At 71.9% G+C, this 16,703-nt stretch carries 13 protein-coding genes and 1 tRNA gene; 10 read left to right on the forward strand and 4 right to left on the reverse strand.

Annotated features, from left to right (window positions below; all coding sequences use genetic code 11):
• Nucleotides 1–24: 24 nt before the first annotated feature.
• The 6 genes from DMA15_RS33640 to DMA15_RS33665 all read left to right on the forward strand — a co-directional run bounded on the left by DMA15_RS33640 (nt 25) and on the right by DMA15_RS33665 (nt 6,723).
• Entirely contained in the window at nt 25–1,074 is a 1,050-nt protein-coding gene (locus DMA15_RS33640) for a hypothetical protein (RefSeq protein WP_125516442.1), read from the forward strand.
• A gap of 2 nt (nt 1,075–1,076) precedes the next feature.
• Nucleotides 1,077–2,186, forward strand: a complete 1,110-nt coding sequence (locus DMA15_RS33645; RefSeq protein ID WP_125516443.1) for a hypothetical protein — start codon at nt 1,077–1,079, stop codon at nt 2,184–2,186.
• Between the two features lie 493 nt (nt 2,187–2,679).
• Nucleotides 2,680–3,177 (forward strand): hypothetical protein, encoded by a 498-nt coding sequence (locus tag DMA15_RS33650; protein ID WP_125516444.1) that lies wholly within the window; start codon nt 2,680–2,682, stop codon nt 3,175–3,177.
• Between the two features lie 87 nt (nt 3,178–3,264).
• Nucleotides 3,265–3,864, forward strand: a complete 600-nt coding sequence (locus DMA15_RS33655; RefSeq protein ID WP_125516445.1) for a MarR family transcriptional regulator — start codon at nt 3,265–3,267, stop codon at nt 3,862–3,864.
• Between the two features lie 36 nt (nt 3,865–3,900).
• Nucleotides 3,901–5,088, forward strand: a complete 1,188-nt coding sequence (locus DMA15_RS33660; protein WP_125516446.1) for a thiolase family protein — start codon at nt 3,901–3,903, stop codon at nt 5,086–5,088.
• A 120-nt stretch (nt 5,089–5,208) separates the two neighbouring features.
• Complete coding sequence (locus tag DMA15_RS33665) at nt 5,209–6,723, forward strand: long-chain fatty acid--CoA ligase (protein WP_125516447.1); 1,515 nt, start codon at nt 5,209–5,211, stop codon at nt 6,721–6,723.
• A gap of 28 nt (nt 6,724–6,751) precedes the next feature.
• Here the strand turns inward: DMA15_RS33665 and DMA15_RS33670 are convergent, their stop codons facing one another.
• Both DMA15_RS33670 and DMA15_RS33675 read right to left on the reverse strand, forming a co-directional pair.
• Nucleotides 6,752–8,827 carry an MDR family MFS transporter gene (locus tag DMA15_RS33670; protein ID WP_125516448.1) on the reverse strand — a complete coding sequence of 692 codons (2,076 nt, stop codon included), beginning with the start codon at nt 8,825–8,827 and terminating at the stop codon, nt 6,752–6,754.
• Nucleotides 8,828–8,939: 112 nt separating this feature from the next.
• Nucleotides 8,940–9,476, reverse strand: coding sequence for a DUF309 domain-containing protein (locus DMA15_RS33675; protein ID WP_125516449.1), 537 nt, complete (start codon nt 9,474–9,476; stop codon nt 8,940–8,942).
• A gap of 107 nt (nt 9,477–9,583) precedes the next feature.
• Between DMA15_RS33675 and DMA15_RS33680 the strand changes: the two genes are divergently transcribed.
• Nucleotides 9,584–9,657: transfer RNA gene (locus DMA15_RS33680), tRNA-Pro, on the forward strand.
• A gap of 209 nt (nt 9,658–9,866) precedes the next feature.
• Here DMA15_RS33680 and DMA15_RS33685 read toward each other — a convergent pair.
• Nucleotides 9,867–10,388 (reverse strand): snapalysin family zinc-dependent metalloprotease, encoded by a 522-nt coding sequence (locus DMA15_RS33685; protein ID WP_240660078.1) that lies wholly within the window; start codon nt 10,386–10,388, stop codon nt 9,867–9,869.
• Nucleotides 10,389–10,551: 163 nt separating this feature from the next.
• The gene (locus DMA15_RS33690; protein WP_125516450.1) at nt 10,552–11,352 is read right to left on the reverse strand and encodes a trypsin-like serine protease; all 801 of its coding nucleotides are present in this window, start codon (nt 11,350–11,352) and stop codon (nt 10,552–10,554) included.
• Between the two features lie 203 nt (nt 11,353–11,555).
• On the opposite strand from DMA15_RS33690, the gene DMA15_RS33695 reads away from it, so the two are divergent.
• The 3 genes from DMA15_RS33695 (at nt 11,556) to DMA15_RS33710 (ending at nt 16,632) form a co-directional block, all read left to right on the forward strand.
• Entirely contained in the window at nt 11,556–12,575 is a 1,020-nt protein-coding gene (locus tag DMA15_RS33695) for a LysR family transcriptional regulator (RefSeq protein ID WP_125516451.1), read from the forward strand.
• Between the two features lie 1,365 nt (nt 12,576–13,940).
• On the forward strand, nt 13,941–15,149 hold the full coding sequence (locus DMA15_RS33705) for a cytochrome P450 (RefSeq protein WP_125516452.1): 1,209 nt from the start codon (nt 13,941–13,943) through the stop codon (nt 15,147–15,149).
• A 100-nt stretch (nt 15,150–15,249) separates the two neighbouring features.
• On the forward strand, nt 15,250–16,632 hold the full coding sequence (locus DMA15_RS33710; protein ID WP_125516453.1) for a serine hydrolase domain-containing protein: 1,383 nt from the start codon (nt 15,250–15,252) through the stop codon (nt 16,630–16,632).
• The last annotated feature ends 71 nt before the right edge of the window (nt 16,633–16,703 follow it).

Below are 16,703 nucleotides of genomic sequence, written 5' to 3' on the forward strand. Positions count from 1 at the left end.
CGACCTTCGCGGTCTGGGGGGCTTGTGAACAGTCTTCGTACGGTCGTTGTCTGCCTGTTGATCGCGTGCGCCACTCTGGTGTCGCCCGCCGCGGCCGTGACGCCCGGCTGGTCGGCTCTGCCGGTACCGGCGGCGGCCCCGCCGGTGACCGTGAAGGACCTCGCCGCCCGCGGGCCGGGCGAGGCGTGGGCGAGCGGGTACGAGCACGCCGCCGACGGACTGCGGCCCATGCTCTACCGGTGGGACGGCACGGAGTGGAGCCGGGACACCACCTTCCCTGGCGCCGGTGAGCAGGGCTGGCTCGGCAAGGTGCAGTTCGTCGGCAAGGAGGTGTGGATCTTCCACAACCGCGCCGGCGAGGGCGAGATCCTGCGCCGCTCGGCGGAAGGGTGGAGCGCCCTCCCGCTGCCGCGGACCCTGCGGATCTACCAGGACTTCGCCGCGGTACAGGGTGCCGCGTGGGTGGTCGGTGAGGACGACACCGGGCTGAAGGTGCTGCACTACGACGGCTCCGCCTGGACCACGCAGGCCGCCCCGGAAGACGTGCACTACGTGATGGGCATCACGGCACGTACCGCCACCGACGCCTGGGCCTGGGCGGACACCAGCACCGGGACCACCGTCCTGCGCTGGGACGGCACCGCGTGGCGCGACGCCAAGGTGCCCCTGCCGTCGCGCGCCAACGTGCACACGATCCTGCTCGAACCGTCCGGCCGGGCCGCCGTCAGCGGCAGTCAGCACACCGACGACGGGGTCCGCGCCTACCTGATGACCTGGAACGGGCATGCCTGGCGCACCACTTACCCCCCGCTGGGCGACACCTACACGGAGGCCTTGGTGCGCGGCCCGGACGGCGCGCTGTGGCTGCCGGTGCGCAGCGACCGCGCGTTCCAGTCGAAGTACGCGCGCGTGGACGGCGCCCGCACCACCTTCTCCTACGGGCCCCAGCGCACGAACGCGATCGACGTGAAACCACGCGCCATGGCGAGGGCCGGGTCCTCCCTGCTCTCCTTCGGGACCGTCGAGATCTACGGCTCGAAACCGAATCTGATGAGCGAGCGGCTGGGAGGCTGACCATGGCACGCCGACTTCTCGTCGCGGTCCTCGCCGCCGCCATGACCCTCGTGGCCGTCATGAGCGCGGCCGCGGCGGAGACCCGCTCCTGGGAACACGTCCCGGTCCCGGCGGAGGTACGTCCACAGGCCGGGCTGAACCAGGCCGTGGCCTTCGGGCAGGACCGGGCGTGGGCGGTGGGCACCGACGCCGTCGGCCGCGACGCGCCGGGCTTCCCCCTACTGCTGCGCTGGGACGGAGGCTCGTGGCAGCGCCAGGGCCTGCCCGAGGTCCGCTGGCAGGGCGAGCTGCTCTCCGTCGCGGCGACCTCACCGACCTCGGCCTGGGCGGTCGGCCGCGACTCGGCGGGCGGCACCCGTCTGCTCCGCTTCGACGGCGACTCCTGGAACGAGCGCAGGCCGCCACGCGGTGTGGACGTGACCCAGGCCGTCGCCGGTGGTGGGGAGACCTGGCTGATCGGTACGAGGGACGGCGCGCAGGCGCTGCTCCGCTGGGACGGCCGCGGCTGGCGGGACGTGCCGGTGCCGCCCGGTGCGGTGTACGGCCTGCACATCCTGTCGGCCGACGACGTCTGGGCCGCGGGCTCCACCGAGTCGGCGGCGGCCGTGTCGCACTGGGACGGGAAGGCGTGGCAGCAGACGATCGTGTACGGGTTCCCGCGGTCGGCCGTGGGAAGCGTGCTCGCGGTCTCGCCGACGGAGGTGTGGGCGGGCGGCACGGCCGGGTTCATCGGCGGCCCCGCGGGCAAGCCGATCCCGCCCCTGCTCGTCCGCTTCGACGGGAAGACGTGGAGCCGCGTCACCATACCGACGGACTTCGGCGGGATCACCTCGCTGGCGCCGGACGCGTCCGGCGGGCTCGGCTGGGTCGCGGTGGCCCGCTCGCAGAAGTGGGGCCCGCCGGGCTCCTATCCGCCGATCGTCCCCGGCCCCGATTTCCTCGCCTGGAACGGAGAGTCCTTCACGGGGTACAGCGAACCGGAGGTGGCCGGAGAGGGTAAGTCCTCCGTGATGCGGCTGGCACCGGTGCCGGGCACGGCGACGGTGTGGTCGGTCGGCAGGGCCGCGGGCCCCGAGGGCACGTTCGCCCCGCGCATCCTGCGGTTCGGCTGACCCGCCGAGGGCGAGCGGGGCGGCGGCCAGGGGCTGCCGGGGGGCGCTGAGGGGCAGTCGCCCGCTCTCACTGAAGTACCGGCCGAAGAACCGGCACCCCGTCCTCCGCCTCACCTCATCGCGCCGGGCGCGGAGCACATCACCCCTGGCGAAGAAGCCGTCGGCCGCGATGCCGTGCAGGCCGTACTCGACGCGCTCGGCGCGCAGACGTCACGCGCATCGGTGGGCTCATCCTCAGAACGGCCTGGGCTGTCGCCGGGTGGTGCCACGATGGCGCCGGTGCCTCTCCCTCGCCTGAATCCCCCTTCCCAGCTGCCGCCGAAGGGCGTAGGGCTGCGTCCTCACCACGGGGTGAACCATGCGTGACGCCATCAATGGCTCGCCATGGTGCCATGGGTGTGCCATGATGGCGCCATGAAGGGCGCGCGCTCCTCGGTCTCCGCCGACCAGGGGGTGCGCGTTTCCGCGGAGGAGCCATCGGAGGGGTCGGATCATGGAGACAGCACGGAGCCAGCAGCAGACGGCCCCCGGCGCCTTCGCCGCCTTCGCCCGCTTCGTGCTCTGCGGCGGCGGAGTGGGGCTCGCCTCCAGCTTCGCCGTGGCGGGCCTCGCCTCCTCGATCCCCTGGGCCCTGGCCAACGCCCTGGTCACCGTCGTCTCCACGCTCCTCGCCACCGAGCTGCACGCCCGCTTCACCTTCGGCGCGGGCGGGCGCGCCACCGGGCGCCAGCACGTGCAGTCGGCCGGGTCGGCGGCGGCCGCGTACGCGGTGACCTGCGTGGCGATGTTCGCCTTGCAGCAGCTCGTGGCGGCGCCCGGTGCGGTGCTGGAGCAGATCGTCTATCTGTCGGCCTCCGCGCTCGCCGGTGTCGCGCGGTTCGCGGTGCTGCGCCTGGTCGTCTTCGCGCGGAACCGTTCGCAGGCCGCGGTGACCGTCCGTACCGTGGCGCGCGGCTCGGCCCCGGCCCCGGTGCTCTGCCGCGCCGCATGACCTGGCCGGGGGCCTCGTGCGCCGTCGTATGCGCGTGAACGCACAGGGAACTTACATAAGCAGGCGGGGCGTTCCTAGAGTGGCGCCATGTCGAACGACGAACCACGCGCGGCCGCCGACGCTCAGGGCGAGGCCCACGGCACCCTGGACCCCAGTGCCCACGGCACCCCGGACCGGGGCGCCCCTGACTCCGCCCTGGACGTGGAAGCCTTCACCTCCGCGATCGAGGACTTCAACCGGTTCTACATCCGGCTCCCCGTCCTGGAGAAGCTGCCGTTCACGACCCTGTCGGTGCTCGACACCCTCGCGTTCGGCGGCAGCCCGCGGCGGCTGACCGAGCTGACGAAGACCGAGCAGGTCAGCCAGCCCGGCATCACCCAGCTGGTCACCCGCCTGGAGCGGGACGGACTCGTGGAGCGCCGCCCGGACCCGAGCGACGGCCGCGGCGTCCTGGTCCACATCACGGAGGCGGGCCGGGAGATCGGCCGCTCCCGCCGCGCCGACCGGGCGCGGCACCTGCGACCGCTCCTCGACCAGCTGGCCCCCGAGCAGCGCCGCGCGATCGCGGACGCCCTGCCCGCCCTCACCCGCCTCGCGGAGCTGGGACGCGCCCGGTCGCAGACGGCGGGAACCCCTTCCCACGGCCCCGCCTCCCGCATAGACTCCAAAACTAGCAGCGCTAATTAACGCAGCGAGACCCGCAGAACGATCCGGAGCCGTATCGTGCGCACAGTCCACTTCGCCGCCGCCCGCCGCACCCCCATCGGCAAGCTCCGCGGCGCCCTGTCCTCCGTCCGCCCCGACGACCTCGCCGCGGACGTCGTACGAGGACTCCTCGCCGACCTGCCGCAGCTGGACCCCGCCCGGATCGACGACATCTACTGGGGCGCCGCCAACCAGGCGGGCGAGGACAACCGCAACGTGGCCCGCATGGCCGCCCTCCTCGCCGGCCTCCCGGAATCCGTGCCCGGAGCGACCGTCAACCGGCTCTGCGCCTCCGGACTCGAAGCCGTCACCACCGCCGCGCGCACCATCGCCGCGGGGGAGGCCGACATCGTCCTCGCGGGCGGCTCCGAGTCGATGAGCCGCGCCCCCTTCGTCCTGCCCCGCCCGGACGAGGTACTGCCGCACCGCATGGAAGCCGCCGACACCCGCCTCGGCTGGCGCCTCACCAACCCGAGGATGAAGGACCTGCACGGCGTCCTCGCGATGGGTGAGACCGCCGAAGAGGTCGCCGAACGCCACGGCGTCCCGCGCGAGCGCCAGGACGCCTTCGCCCTCCGCAGCCACCAGCGCGCCGCCGCCGCCCGCAAGGACGGCCACTTCCAGGACGAACTGCTCCCCGTCACCCGGCCCGACGGCGTCGTGGTCGACACGGACGAATGCGTGCGCGAGGACACCTCGTACGAGAAGCTCAGCAGTCTGAAGCCCGTCTTCCGCAAGGGCGGCACGGTCACCGCGGGCAACGCCTCGCCGATGAACGACGGCGCCGCGGGACTGCTGCTCGTCAGCGAGGAGGCGCTGAACGACCTGGGCCTGGAGTCCCTTGGCCGGTACGCGGCCGGGGCGTCGGCGGGCGTGCACCCGGACGTCATGGGCCTCGGGCCGGTGCCCGCCACACGCAAGGTGCTCGACCGCCTGGGCTGGAGAGTCGAGGACATCCAGGAGGCGGAGTTCAACGAGGCGTTCGCCGCCCAGGCCCTCGCCTGCGTCGACGCCCTCGGCTTCGACCCGGAGCTGGTCAACCCCTCCGGCGGCGCCATCGCGCTCGGCCACCCCCTCGGCTGCTCGGGCGCCCGCATCCTCACCACACTGCTGCACCGCATGCGCCGTACGGGCGCCTCGCGCGGCCTCGCCACCATGTGCGTGGGCGTGGGCCAGGGCACCGCGCTCCTCGTCGAGCGCGACTGACCCGCGCCCGGCGCACCACCGCCGACCGGGGCGCCCGGCGCGCCCCGCGCGCCACACAGCAGCGCGCCGCGCAGCAGTCCGAACCACCGCAAGGCCGCACGGAAACGGAGCACACCCCCCATGGCAACGCTGTCCCTCGCCACCATCCTCGCCGAGCCCGCCCGCCGCCACCCGGACCGCACCGCCCTCGTCGAGGGTGAACTGCGCCTCTCCTTCAGGGAATTGTGGCGTGAGGCCCGCGCCCAGGGCGCCGCCCTTACGGAGCTGGGCGTGCGGCCGGGGGACCGCGTGGCCCTGATGGCGCCCAACGTGGCCGAGTTCCCGAAGGCCTACTACGCGATCCTCGCCGCGGGAGGCGTGGTCGTCCCCGTCCACCTGCTGCTCTCCGCGCAGGAGGTCGAGCACGTCCTGCGCGACAGCGGCGCGAGCCTGCTCCTGTGCCACCCCACGAAGGCGCCGACGGGCCGAGCGGCCGCCGAGGCCACCGGCGTACGCATGCTGGAGCTGGGCGCCGGGGGCGAGTGGGAGACCCTGGCCCGCGAGACCGAGCCCCTAGCCTCGTACGTCACGCGCGACGCCGACGACCCCGCCGTCATCTTCTACACCAGCGGCACCACAGGCATCCCCAAGGGCGCCGTGCTCAGCCACTTCAACCTCGTGATGAACGCGACCGTCAACGCCTTCGACGCCAACGACGTCCGGCCCGACGACATCGTGCTGGGCGCGCTGCCCCTCTTCCACGCCTTCGGCCAGACCGTCTCCATGAACTCCACCTGGCGGGCGGGCGCCACCCTCGTCCTGCTGCCCCGCTTCGACGCCGCGCGCGCCATCGAGCTGATGGTGGCGGAAGGGGCGAACACCTTCCACGGCGTGCCCACCATGTACGTGGGTCTGGTGGCCGCCGCCGCCACCGCCCCCGAGCTGCCCCGGCTGCGCCTGTGCATCTCCGGAGGCGCCTCGCTGCCCGTCGCCGTCCTCGAACGCTTCGAAGAGGCCTTCGGCACACCGGTCTACGAGGGCTACGGCCTCTCCGAGACCTCCCCGGCCGCCTCCGTCAACCAGCCCGACCTCGGGACCAAGGCGGGCACCATCGGCCACCCCCTGTGGGGCGTCGACGTCGAGATCGCCCGCGCCGACATCGACGACCGCGTCGAGCTGCTGCCCACCGGCGAACTCGGCGAGGTCGTGATCCGCGGCCACAACGTCTTCTCCGGCTATCTGGGCCGCCCCGAGGCCACCGCCGAGGCGCTGGTCGACGGCTGGTTCCGCACCGGCGACCTCGGCACCAAGGACACCGAGGGCTTCCTGACCATCGTCGACCGCAAGAAGGACGTCATCATCCGCGGCGGCTTCAACGTCTATCCGCGCGAGGTCGAGGAAGTCCTGATGCGCCACCCGGACGTGGCGCAGGCCGCCGTGATCGGCCTGGCCCACCCCGTCCACGGCGAGGAGATCTGTGCCGTCGTCGTCCCGGCGCCCGACGCGGCCAAGGACGCGGACGCGATCATCGCGTGGTCGAAGGAGCACCTGGGCCGCCACAAGTACCCGCGCCGCCTGGAGTTCACGGACGCCCTCCCGCTCGGCCCCAGCATGAAGGTCCTCAAGCGCGAGCTGCGTACTCAGTACACCGTGTAGACGCGCTGGGTCCAGCGGGCCGGTCGGCTCAGCGCGACGCGAACGAGGTGCCCGCCGTCTCGGCGGCGAGCCCCTGCTCCAGGTCCTCCGCGAGCAGCCGCTTGGCGATCGTGTCCACCGCGGCCGTCAGCTCCTCGTCCGGCGGCCGCCCGAGGTCCTTCTCGATCTCCTCGGCCAGCCACGACGACCACGCCCCGGCGATGACCTCCGCCTCGCGCTCCCCGGCGGGCGTGTGGGAGAAGTATGTGCCGGTGCGGGTCAGATACCCCTCCTCGACCATGCGGTCGAAGACCGGCACAAGCACCTCGGCCGGGATCCTGCGCCGCGCCGCGATCAGGCCGAGGCTCGCGTGCCCCACCATGCGGGTGAAGAGCGAGACCTGCATGACCGCCCAGGCGCCCGCGATGTCCAGCCGGGTGTCGGAGCCCTTGATGATGCCGCGCGCGGTGTTCATGCCGACATTGCGTACGATCCCGGCGACGCTCCGCTCCAGTACGTGCCCCGAGTCGCCGCTGGACGGCTGCGCGAAGCCCTCACCCATGTCGGGCGCGCCCATCCGCGCGCTGTCGCGCAACTCCACCTGTTTGAGGAAGAGCGCCACCAGGAAACCGAGGAACGCCACGGGGACGGTCCACAGGAAGACGGTGTGCAGGGTGTCCGCGTACGCCTCGACGACCGGCCCCGCCGCCGCGTCCGGCAGATCGTGCACCCCCTGCGGGCTCTGCGCGGCCTTCGCGATCGCCGCCGGATCCACGACGCCGGTCCCCGCGGCCCGGGCGACCCCGTCCTTGAGGTTGGGCTCGAGGGTGTTGGCGTAGATCGTCCCGAACACCGCCGTGCCGAACGAGCTGCCCAGCGTACGGAAGAACGTCACGCCCGACGTGGCGGTGCCCAGATCCGCGTACGGGACGGTGTTCTGCACGGCGATCGTCAGGACCTGCATGCACAGGCCGATGCCGACGCCGAGGACGAACATGTACAGCGACTCCAGCCACGCGCTCGTGGTGCTCCCCATGAGCGAGAGCAGATAGAGCCCGAGCGCCATCACCAGCGCGCCGATGATCGGGAAGATCCGGTACGTCCCCGTCTTGCTGACGACGTTGCCGCTGAAGACGGACGCGATGAGCAGCCCGACCACCATGGGCAGCGTCCGCACGCCCGAGATCGTGGCCGAGTCCCCGTCGACGTACTGGAGGTAGGTCGGCAGGAACGTCATCGCGCCGAGCATCGCGAAACCCACGATGAAGCTGAGGATCGAGCAGACCGTGAAGACGGGGTTGCCGAAGAGCCGCATCGGCAGCATCGGTTCGGCGGCGCGCGTCTCCACGACGCAGAACAGCGCCAGTGCGATCAGGCCGCCGGCGAAGAGGCCGATGATCGTGGGTGACCCCCACGCGTACTGATTGCCGCCCCAGCTCGTGGCGAGGATCAGCGCGCTCGCCCCGACGGCCACGAGCGCGATGCCCAGGTAGTCGATGACCGGCCGCGCCACGGACTTCACCACGGGGATGGTGCGGGCCGCCGCGATGACGACGACGATCGCGATGGGCACATTGACGTAGAACGCCCAGCGCCAGCTGAGATGGTCGGTGAAGAGCCCGCCGAGCAGCGGCCCGATCACGGTGGAGACCCCGAAGACGGCGCCGATCGCACCCTGGTACTTGCCGCGCTCGCGCAGCGGGATGACATCGGCGATCAGCGCCATGGACGTGACCATCAGGCCGCCCGCGCCGATGCCCTGCATCGCCCGCCAGGCGATGAGCAGCGTCATGTTCGTCGACAGGCCGCACAGGAACGACCCCGTGATGAAGATGACCGCCGAGACCTGGAAGACGACCTTCCGCCCGAACAGGTCGCCGAACTTGCCGACCAGGACCGTGGCGACGGTCTCCGCGAGCAGATACGACGTCACCACCCACGACATGTGCTCCGCCCCGCCGAGATCCGACACGATCGTGGGCAGCGCGGTGCCGACGATGGTCTGGTCGAGGGCGGCGAGCAGCATCCCCAGCATGATCGTCACGAAGACGACGTTGCGGCGCCGCCGGTCGAGCACGGGCGGCGCCGGTGCCGCGACGGCGGCCGACTGATCGCTCAAGGTCACCCGCCCACCCTCACACCGGCCCGGCGCGGGTGCATGCGGGGCGAGGCCGGTCTGGTGATGGGGGGCGGGGGGCCGTGGCGGGTGTCCGGGGGTGCTGTGGTGTGCCGGGTGGCTAGCGCTCCGCGCCGCCGCGCAGCCGTGGCGCGTGGGCGCCCGCGTCCACCGCGGTCTCCTCCCGCTCCAACAGCTCCGCCAGCGCCCCGGCCCAGCGGATCACTTCCGCGAGGTCGATCCCGTACGGCCGCTCCGGCCGCTCCGGGCCGCTCCCGCGCCAGTGCTCGACCGCCCCCGCACCCCGGAGCAGCAGCCGCGCCCCGCCCTTGGTGTTGCCGCGGGCCGCGTGGGTCAGGCCGACGGCCAGCTGGGCCAGCCCTTTCCACAGGTCCCGCTCCGTCTCCGGGCCGGATTTCCACGCGTCCTCGAAGACCTCGTGCGCGTGGAAGGGCCGCCCCGCGTCCAGCAGGGCCTGCGCCTCGGAGACCGACTCCTCGGGCGCGCGCACGACGCCCTCGGGCTGCCGGGCCACGCCGTCCGCGCCATAGGGCAACGGCCGGCCTAGCCCGTCGCGCGGCCGCTGGTTACGGGCCCGGCCCTCCTCGTCACGATCACGGTCACGGCCACTGGCGTACGGTCCGGGTGCGGTGCTCATACGAGGATTGTCGCGCGTACCTGACGGCGGTCACCGGGGAACGGAGCACCCTCACACGTGGGGTAGAGTTCTACCTGTGATCACGCGGGACACCGCAGAGAACACACCGGGACGTGGCGCAGCTTGGTAGCGCACTTGACTGGGGGTCAAGGGGTCGCAGGTTCAAATCCTGTCGTCCCGACTCGAAAGAGTCGCAGGTCAGGGGCCGTTTCAGAGTAATCTGAAACGGCCCCTTGATCGTTTTGGGGACCCGCTGGGGACCAGGCCCGGCCATTGCCTTTCCCGCTGCTTCAGCCGGCACGGCTCCTGCCGACCCCCCACGCGGGTGACGATGCCTGACCGCGGTATGGCTGAGGCCAGGCATCGTCACGTAGGGGTGACCCTTGCCGACTAGGGCGCGTCCACCAGCACGCGCCCGCCGGTCCGGGTGTGCGCCGCGGCGCCGTTCGCGTACGCGTTCTCGACACGTGAGCGTTCCGCCGCGTCGGGCACCGCGTTACGGCAGCTCGTACCGGCGCTGGAGCCCGACATCAGCTGCGAGCAGGGGCCGGGCTTGGTGTCCGGCAGGCCCAGGTTGTGGCCGAGTTCGTGGGCGACGATGCGGGTTTTGTCATAGCCCTGGGAGACCGCCTGGCTGCCGAGTTCGACCCGGGCCCGGCCGCCCGGCCTGACCGGTCCGAGCGTGGCCTGGGGCCAGCCCGTGGTGGCCACGATCTGGATCTCCGCTCGGCTGCCAGGGGCGGCTTTGACCAGCTTGACGTTGCCGACGTTGCCGTTCCACGAGGCGACCCCGGCGGAGATCGCCTGCTCCCAGCCTGCCGCTCGGCTGGCGTCGTAGCGGAGCGTGACCTGCGCGGCCACGTGCTTCGGCGTGGTGGGCTCGGCCGCGGACACGGCGTGCGCCGCCGGCATCGCGGTCAGGAGCACCCCTGTCGCGGCACCGGCTATACCTAACCGTAGGTAGTGCACCATCACTGTCCTTTCATGCGGGAGGAGTCGGACCCCGAGGGGTCCGAGAGGAGAGGACCAAAAAGAGTGGCGCGAACATGACAACTAGCGCCTTGCGGGGTCGAGGTCAACCGTTGGAGACCGCGGACTGTATCCAGTTGGTGTACGCGGCGGTGGCCGTGTAGTTCGACCTGGACTGCCGGTCGCTGGTCGAGGCCACTCCGACCAGGGCGCCGCCGGCCATCGCGGGCCCGCCGGAGTCTCCGCCGGCCGCGACACCGTCGACGCCCTGAAGGCCGATCGCGGTGCCGCCGTAGTAGTCCGTGGTCAGACCGGTCATCCGCATGGTGGCGGTCTTCAGGACGGGGGACTGGCAGGTGCTCTCGTTGTCCCGGCAGGTGGCGCCCCATCCGTAGACGGAGACGTTCGTACCCGTCTGGGGGTAGGCGCCGGCGATCCTGGCAGGCGTGAGGGTGACGTCCCGGTCCAGCTTCACCATGGCGAGGTCGGCCGACGGGTGCAGGGTGATGCGTGCGGCGGCGGCCACCGTGCCGCCGCTCGACGCGTAGGTGCTGCCGATACGGAAGGTGTACTGCGCGGACTGGTTCACGCAGTGCTTGGCGGTCAGGATGTGACGGGCCGACACCAGGGTCGCGGTGCACATGCCCTGGCCGTTCCTCAAGACGCGGGCGTGGTAGGGCTGCGCCTGTGTCTCCCTGCCGCCGATGATGGGCTGTGCGCCGGTCTTCTTCGGTGACACGGCCGCCGTACCGAAGGCGCCGGTGGTGGAGGCTGCGGCGGCGGTATACGCCGGGGTGTCGGCGGGAGCGGGGGCCGCGGTGGCCTGGCCGACGGCGCCGAGGACGAGCGTCGCGGCAAGTCCGGTGGCGCAGGCGGTTGCGCGCACGGACAGTTTGCGAACCTGCATGGTGGGGGGTCTCCTCGCTGTTTCGTCTCGGGGGAAGCCGAGTACGGTGCGCGATGAGTGTGTACTCCGTGTCAGACGGCGGGGGAGGCTGCTAACGCCCGATAGCCCAGGCCTATCGGACGGAAAGACGCTGTTGTGCCCGAGGGGCGTCCGCAGCCGCCAAACTGTTGGCGAACGTTGAATGTCGCCCTACTCTCGCCCCCATGGATCTGGAGATTCGGCATCTGCGCGCGGTGACCGCCATTGCCGATGCCGGCAGTCTGCACAAGGCGGCACGCGTGCTGGGAGTGGCCCAGCCGACCTTGACCGCGCAGTTGCGCCGGATCGAAGAGAGTCTGGGCGGGGCGCTGTTCCTCCGGCTGCCCGACGGCTGCCGCCCCACGCCGCTCGGCCACCAACTCCTCGCCCGGTCCCGGTCCGTACTGGCCGACATCACCCACTTGACCGCCGAGATGCGGGCAGCGGCCAGCTCCGCGCGGACACCCCAGCTGCGCATCGGCTCCACACCCACCTCCGTGTTGCCCCTGTGGACGCGGCGTCTGGGCGTCCGGTACCCCGAGGCCCAGCTGACCGCCCAGGCGGACGTGTCCTCCAACACGCTGCTGCGGATGGTGGCCGCCGGCCAGCTCGACGTCGCCCTCGTGCACGAGATGGAGGGAACGCATCTGCGCGTACCGGAAGGGCTGCGGCTGCTGGTCTTCCTGGAACGCGAGCCCGCGTTCCTGTCCATCTCCGAGCGTCACCCCGCCGCCTGCCGGCAGACCGTACCGCTTCAGGAACTGGCGGACGAGCAATGGATGATGGACAAGGCGGCCGACGGCGAATGGGAGATCCTGTACCGGACACTCCTGGCAGCCGGTCTGACACCACGGGTCCTGCACGGCGACTACTCCACCAACAGACTGCTGGTCACCGCCGGGCAGGCCGTCACCCTGTGCCAGGCCACCTCCCCCGGCGCCGACGGCGTGGTGCCACGCCGCCTGGAAGGCGACCCGATCGGGTACCGCTGGCTGTTGGCGGCACGGAGCGACGCCCAACTGGTCTCTGTGCACGACGACTTGCGTGCCGCTTACCAGGAAGCAGTGGAACAGGCCCCGCTCTACCAGGCGATGGGCCCCCTGGCCTTCGGACCCGCTCCTTCCACCACGCCTTCGCGCACCTCCGCACCGCGCTGCTCGGCCCCGGATGAAGGGGCGGCAGAACCCTCTCCGCGGGTGCCCTGATCGGGCAGTTAGCGGGAGAACACGGCCACGTCATAGCGTTCGAGGACCGGCCGTGGCGCGTCCCGCGCCTCGTCGTACGCCGCGGCCAGTAGTCGTAGAGCACCGCGTCCAGCCGCTCGCGGAACGTGGTGCGGACGACCGTTCTCCCGTCGGCGCGCACCACACGGGCCAGTTCGCGGGCGACCCGGGCCCGGGCGGGGATGTGGTGGATCCATGGGCACGGCTCATGCGACCGATCCTCACTCAGGGATCAGGTCCGGACAACGGTCTCGACAAGAACGCCAACGCCCCAACGCCCCTACGCCCCTACGCCCCGACGGCCCGCCGGCTCCGCCGGCTCCGCATCGGCGGGGCTGCGATCGATACCCCCGCCGGTCCGTTGCGCGGGCGCACGCCAATTGGCCGGATCTGTGCGGTGGGAGCGGTGTGATGTTCCGTCCGGGCGGGGAGCGGGCGGGCGAGGCGGCGGAGGTGCGGAGCCGACCGGGACACATCGGCCGCGGAGTGAATACGTCTACGGCGTGTTGAGCCACCGTCCCGTCAGCGGGGTCCGAAGTGCCCGCTGGCCAAATCATCACCCCAGATCAGGGAGATCTGGGCCGACATGTCGACGGCGCGGCGGAGCCTCCGGCCGGTCCGGCCCGGCGGCGTTCGACGGGCCCGTCCACGCACTGGCCGCGTTCTTTTCGACACAGACCGGTTTGCGGGGGAGGTCCCTGGGCACACGCGGCGGTGCGGCATTCGACGGTCGTCCTCGGTACGAGGTCGGTCGGACGAAGTGGCCGAGCGGTGACGCAAAAGCACCGGCAGAGCACTCTCCGTTCAACCTCAGGGGGTTGCTTGCAGGTGACTCGCCGTGAAGACTGTGGCCGAGTTCCATCGAAACGAAGGTGTTCCGAGGGGCGCAGCATGCCAATCGCGGCACAGGACGCGCTGTGATTGCGTACTCTCACACCCGTTTTCGAACGGCCGGGACTGGGGGGTCCACTGTCCGTCCAGGAGCCGGGAGGGTCCCGCGTGTTCGGTGCGCGGGAGGTATCGCCGAGGGGGATGGGTTATGTCGGGTTGGCGCGCCGCACGACTGGGCCGACTGCGGGGCCGTGGTCGGCCGTGCAGCCGCCGCGGCATCCCGCACCGCATGTGTTGAGGGCCGGGAGCCCGCCTTGACGTCGGACTGACGCCGATCGACCGCCCCGGCGCACGAGGGCCCCGCGGGGCGCGTGCCGTTCCTCCTCAGGTCCAGGCGACAGCGACACAGCCGTGCCCGAGGCCGCCCCGACCGGCCGGCCCGGCCCGCTCCACCCCACCCCTGTGCGCGTGAATCCACTGTGCCCGCACGCGCAAGCCGCTAGCAAGGGAGACAAGGTGATCAGCAAGCAACCGACGGGCGAGCGGCCCCTCTTGGAGGAGTTGCCCGACCGCTGGCGGGGCTTACGCGAGACCGGGCCGGTGCGCTACGACGAGACCCAGCGCGTCTGGCAGGTGCTTGACCACGAGACCGTCTCCGCCGTGCTCGCCGACCCGGCGACGTACTCCTCGGAGCTCTCCACGCTCGCACCCACCCAGTCCGACTTCGAGACCTTCACCCAGGGCAACTTCGTCGGCATGGACCCGCCGGAGCACCGCAAGCTCCGCACCCTGGTGAGCCAGGCGTTCACCCCGCGTGTCGTACAAGGACTCGAACCCCGCATCGAGGCGGTGTGTGCCCGGCTCCTCGACGACGTGGCCGACCGCGACCGGTTCGACCTGGTCGATGTGCTGGCCTACCCGCTGCCGATCATCGTCATCGCCGAACTGCTCGGCATCCCCGCGGAGGAGCACCGGCTCTTCCAGGAGTGGGCGAGCGTCCTCTTCGGCGGCGACCAGCTCGGCGAGGCGCCCGACATGGCCGACCTGGAGCGGGCGCTGGAAGCCATCGCCCCCACCGTGCGCGAGATGAACGGCTACATGCTGGACCACATCCGCGCCCGCCGCGCCGACCCCGGTGACGACCTCACCAGCAGACTCATCGCCGCCGAGGTGGACGGTGTCCGCCTCGGCGACCAGGAGATGGTCGGCTTCGTGGCCCTGCTGCTTGTGGCCGGGCACATCACCACGACCGCGCTGCTGGGCAACGCGATCGTCGCCTTCGACGGCCAACCCGACACGGATGCCGCGCTGCGCGCCGACCCCACGCGCGTCCCGGCCGCCGTCGAGGAGGTGCTGCGCTGGCTGCCGCCCTTCCCCGAACTGGGCCGCAGGGTCACCCGGCCCGTGGTCCTCGGCGGCCACGAGATCCCGGCCGACACGATGCTGATGGCCCATCTCGGCGCCGCCAACCGGGATCCCGCCCGCTTCACCGCCCCCGACGTCTTCGACGTGACCCGGAGTCCCAACCCCCACTTGACCTTCGGGCACGGCATCCATTTCTGTTTCGGCGCGCCGCTGGCCAGGCTGGAAGCACGGATCGCTCTTCACATGTTGCATGAACGATTCCGCAAACTGGTGATCCCCTCCTACGAGGACATCGTCTACCAGAACCCTGCCGTCATCGTCGGCGTACGACATCTGCCCGTAGAGGTCGGCAGAGCGTAGTCCCGGCGCACGCAGCGCCCCGGCCGGCCCGGAACCGCTCATTCCCGGGCTGGATCGGCACACCCGCACATGAGACCCACCCAACGGGAGTCCTCTTCTCATGCCGTACACCGTCCCCACCGCTCCGGTCGCCTTCCGGCCTCCGTCCCTGATAAGCCGTGAGCCATTAGGCCGTGAGGCGTTCCGTCGTGAGCTGCAAGACCGTCTCGATGAGCTGGCCCGGACCCACCGGGTACCCGGCGCCCAACTGGTCCTGGACACCGGCAGAGACGTCGTCGCCGTACACACCGGTACCGCCGACGTCACCACCGGCAGCCCCTTCACCGCGGACACCGCGGTTCCGCTGGGATCGCTGACCAAGCCCTTCACCGCCGCGCTCGTCATGCTCCTGGCCGACGACGGCGACCTCGACCTGGACGAACCGGCCGCCGAGCACCTGGCCGAACTGGCCGGCACGCCGCAGGTGACCGTGCGTCAACTCCTCAGCCACACCAGCGGATTGCCCACGGGCCCCGACTCCGACACCGCCGCCGCGACCACCCCGGCGCGCTATCTGAGGGCCGTCTGCACCTCCCGCGATCTGCTGTTCACGCCCGGGACCGACTTCTCCTACTCCAACGCCGGCTACGTCGCCGCCGGTCAGCTGGTGGAGAGGGTCACCGGCATGCCGTGGCCCGAGGCCGTGCGGGCGCTGCTTCTCGAACCCCTCGGTGTCCTGCCCGCGTTCGTCACCGATGCCGCGCCCCTGCGCCCGGTGGCCGCGGGGCACGCCGTCAACACCGCCACCGGGCAGGCCGTCGCCGCCCGGCAGAACCTGGCGCCGCTGGAGGCACCGGTCGGCGCGCTGCTCGCGAGCGCCCTGGACCTGGTCGTGTTCGGCAACGCGCTCACCGGCCGCTCGGATCTGCTGCCGCCCGCCGTCGCCAAGGAGATGCGCCGGGCCGAGACCGCCGCCGACCCGGGGGCGCTCGCCGACGGCTGGGGTGCCGGACTCGCCCTGTACCAGCGGGACGGCCGGGTGTGGTGCGGCCACGACGGCAACGCACAGGGCACGTCCTGCCATCTGCGGACCGACCCGGAGAGCGGGGTCGTGGTGGCCTTCACGGGCAACGCCGGTGGCGCCACCGCTCTCTGGCGCGACCTCGCCGAGGACCTGGCCCGGCTGACCGGAATCCGGGTGCCCGTCGACGCGCTCACCGCGGACCGGGGCCTTCCCGTCGGCCTGCCCGGCTGTGCGGGCACCTACCGCAACGGCTCCACGACCTACCGCGTCGCGCCGGGACCCGACGGAACGCCGGCCCTGTCCATCGACGGGGACCTGTCCCTTCCGCTGGTCTGCTACGCCGACCTGTCCTGCGATCTGCGCGATCCGGCCACGGGGCGTCTCGAACCCGGTGGCCGGTTCCACCGCGATCCGGCCACCGGCACGATCGACCGGGTGCAGATATCCGGGCGCACGGCGCGGCGCGCCGACGACGGCTGAGCCGCGACCCTCGCTGCCCCCCGGCCCGGTGGGTGCGTCGGTTCCGGGTTCCTCGGGGTCGATGCGCGTAG

The sequence above is a fragment of the Streptomyces sp. WAC 01529 genome, assembly GCF_003945545.1.
GTDB classification, from domain to species: Bacteria; Actinomycetota; Actinomycetes; order Streptomycetales; family Streptomycetaceae; genus Streptomyces; species Streptomyces anatolicus.

What these genes read in the sequence shown, in the direction of transcription:
- DMA15_RS33645 (WP_125516443.1), top strand. Translation starts at nt 1,077, where the DNA reads ATGGCACGCCGACTTCTCGTCGCGGTCCTCGCCGCCGCCATGACCCTC.
- DMA15_RS33650 (WP_125516444.1), top strand. Translation starts at nt 2,680, where the DNA reads ATGGAGACAGCACGGAGCCAGCAGCAGACGGCCCCCGGCGCCTTCGCC.
- DMA15_RS33655 (WP_125516445.1), top strand. Translation starts at nt 3,265, where the DNA reads ATGTCGAACGACGAACCACGCGCGGCCGCCGACGCTCAGGGCGAGGCC.
- DMA15_RS33665 (WP_125516447.1), top strand. Translation starts at nt 5,209, where the DNA reads ATGGCAACGCTGTCCCTCGCCACCATCCTCGCCGAGCCCGCCCGCCGC.
- DMA15_RS33675 (WP_125516449.1), bottom strand. Translation starts at nt 9,476, where the DNA reads ATGAGCACCGCACCCGGACCGTACGCCAGTGGCCGTGACCGTGATCGT.
- DMA15_RS33685 (WP_240660078.1), bottom strand. Translation starts at nt 10,388, where the DNA reads ATGCCGGCGGCGCACGCCGTGTCCGCGGCCGAGCCCACCACGCCGAAG.
- DMA15_RS33690 (WP_125516450.1), bottom strand. Translation starts at nt 11,352, where the DNA reads ATGCAGGTTCGCAAACTGTCCGTGCGCGCAACCGCCTGCGCCACCGGA.
- DMA15_RS33695 (WP_125516451.1), top strand. Translation starts at nt 11,556, where the DNA reads ATGGATCTGGAGATTCGGCATCTGCGCGCGGTGACCGCCATTGCCGAT.
- DMA15_RS33710 (WP_125516453.1), top strand. Translation starts at nt 15,250, where the DNA reads ATGCCGTACACCGTCCCCACCGCTCCGGTCGCCTTCCGGCCTCCGTCC.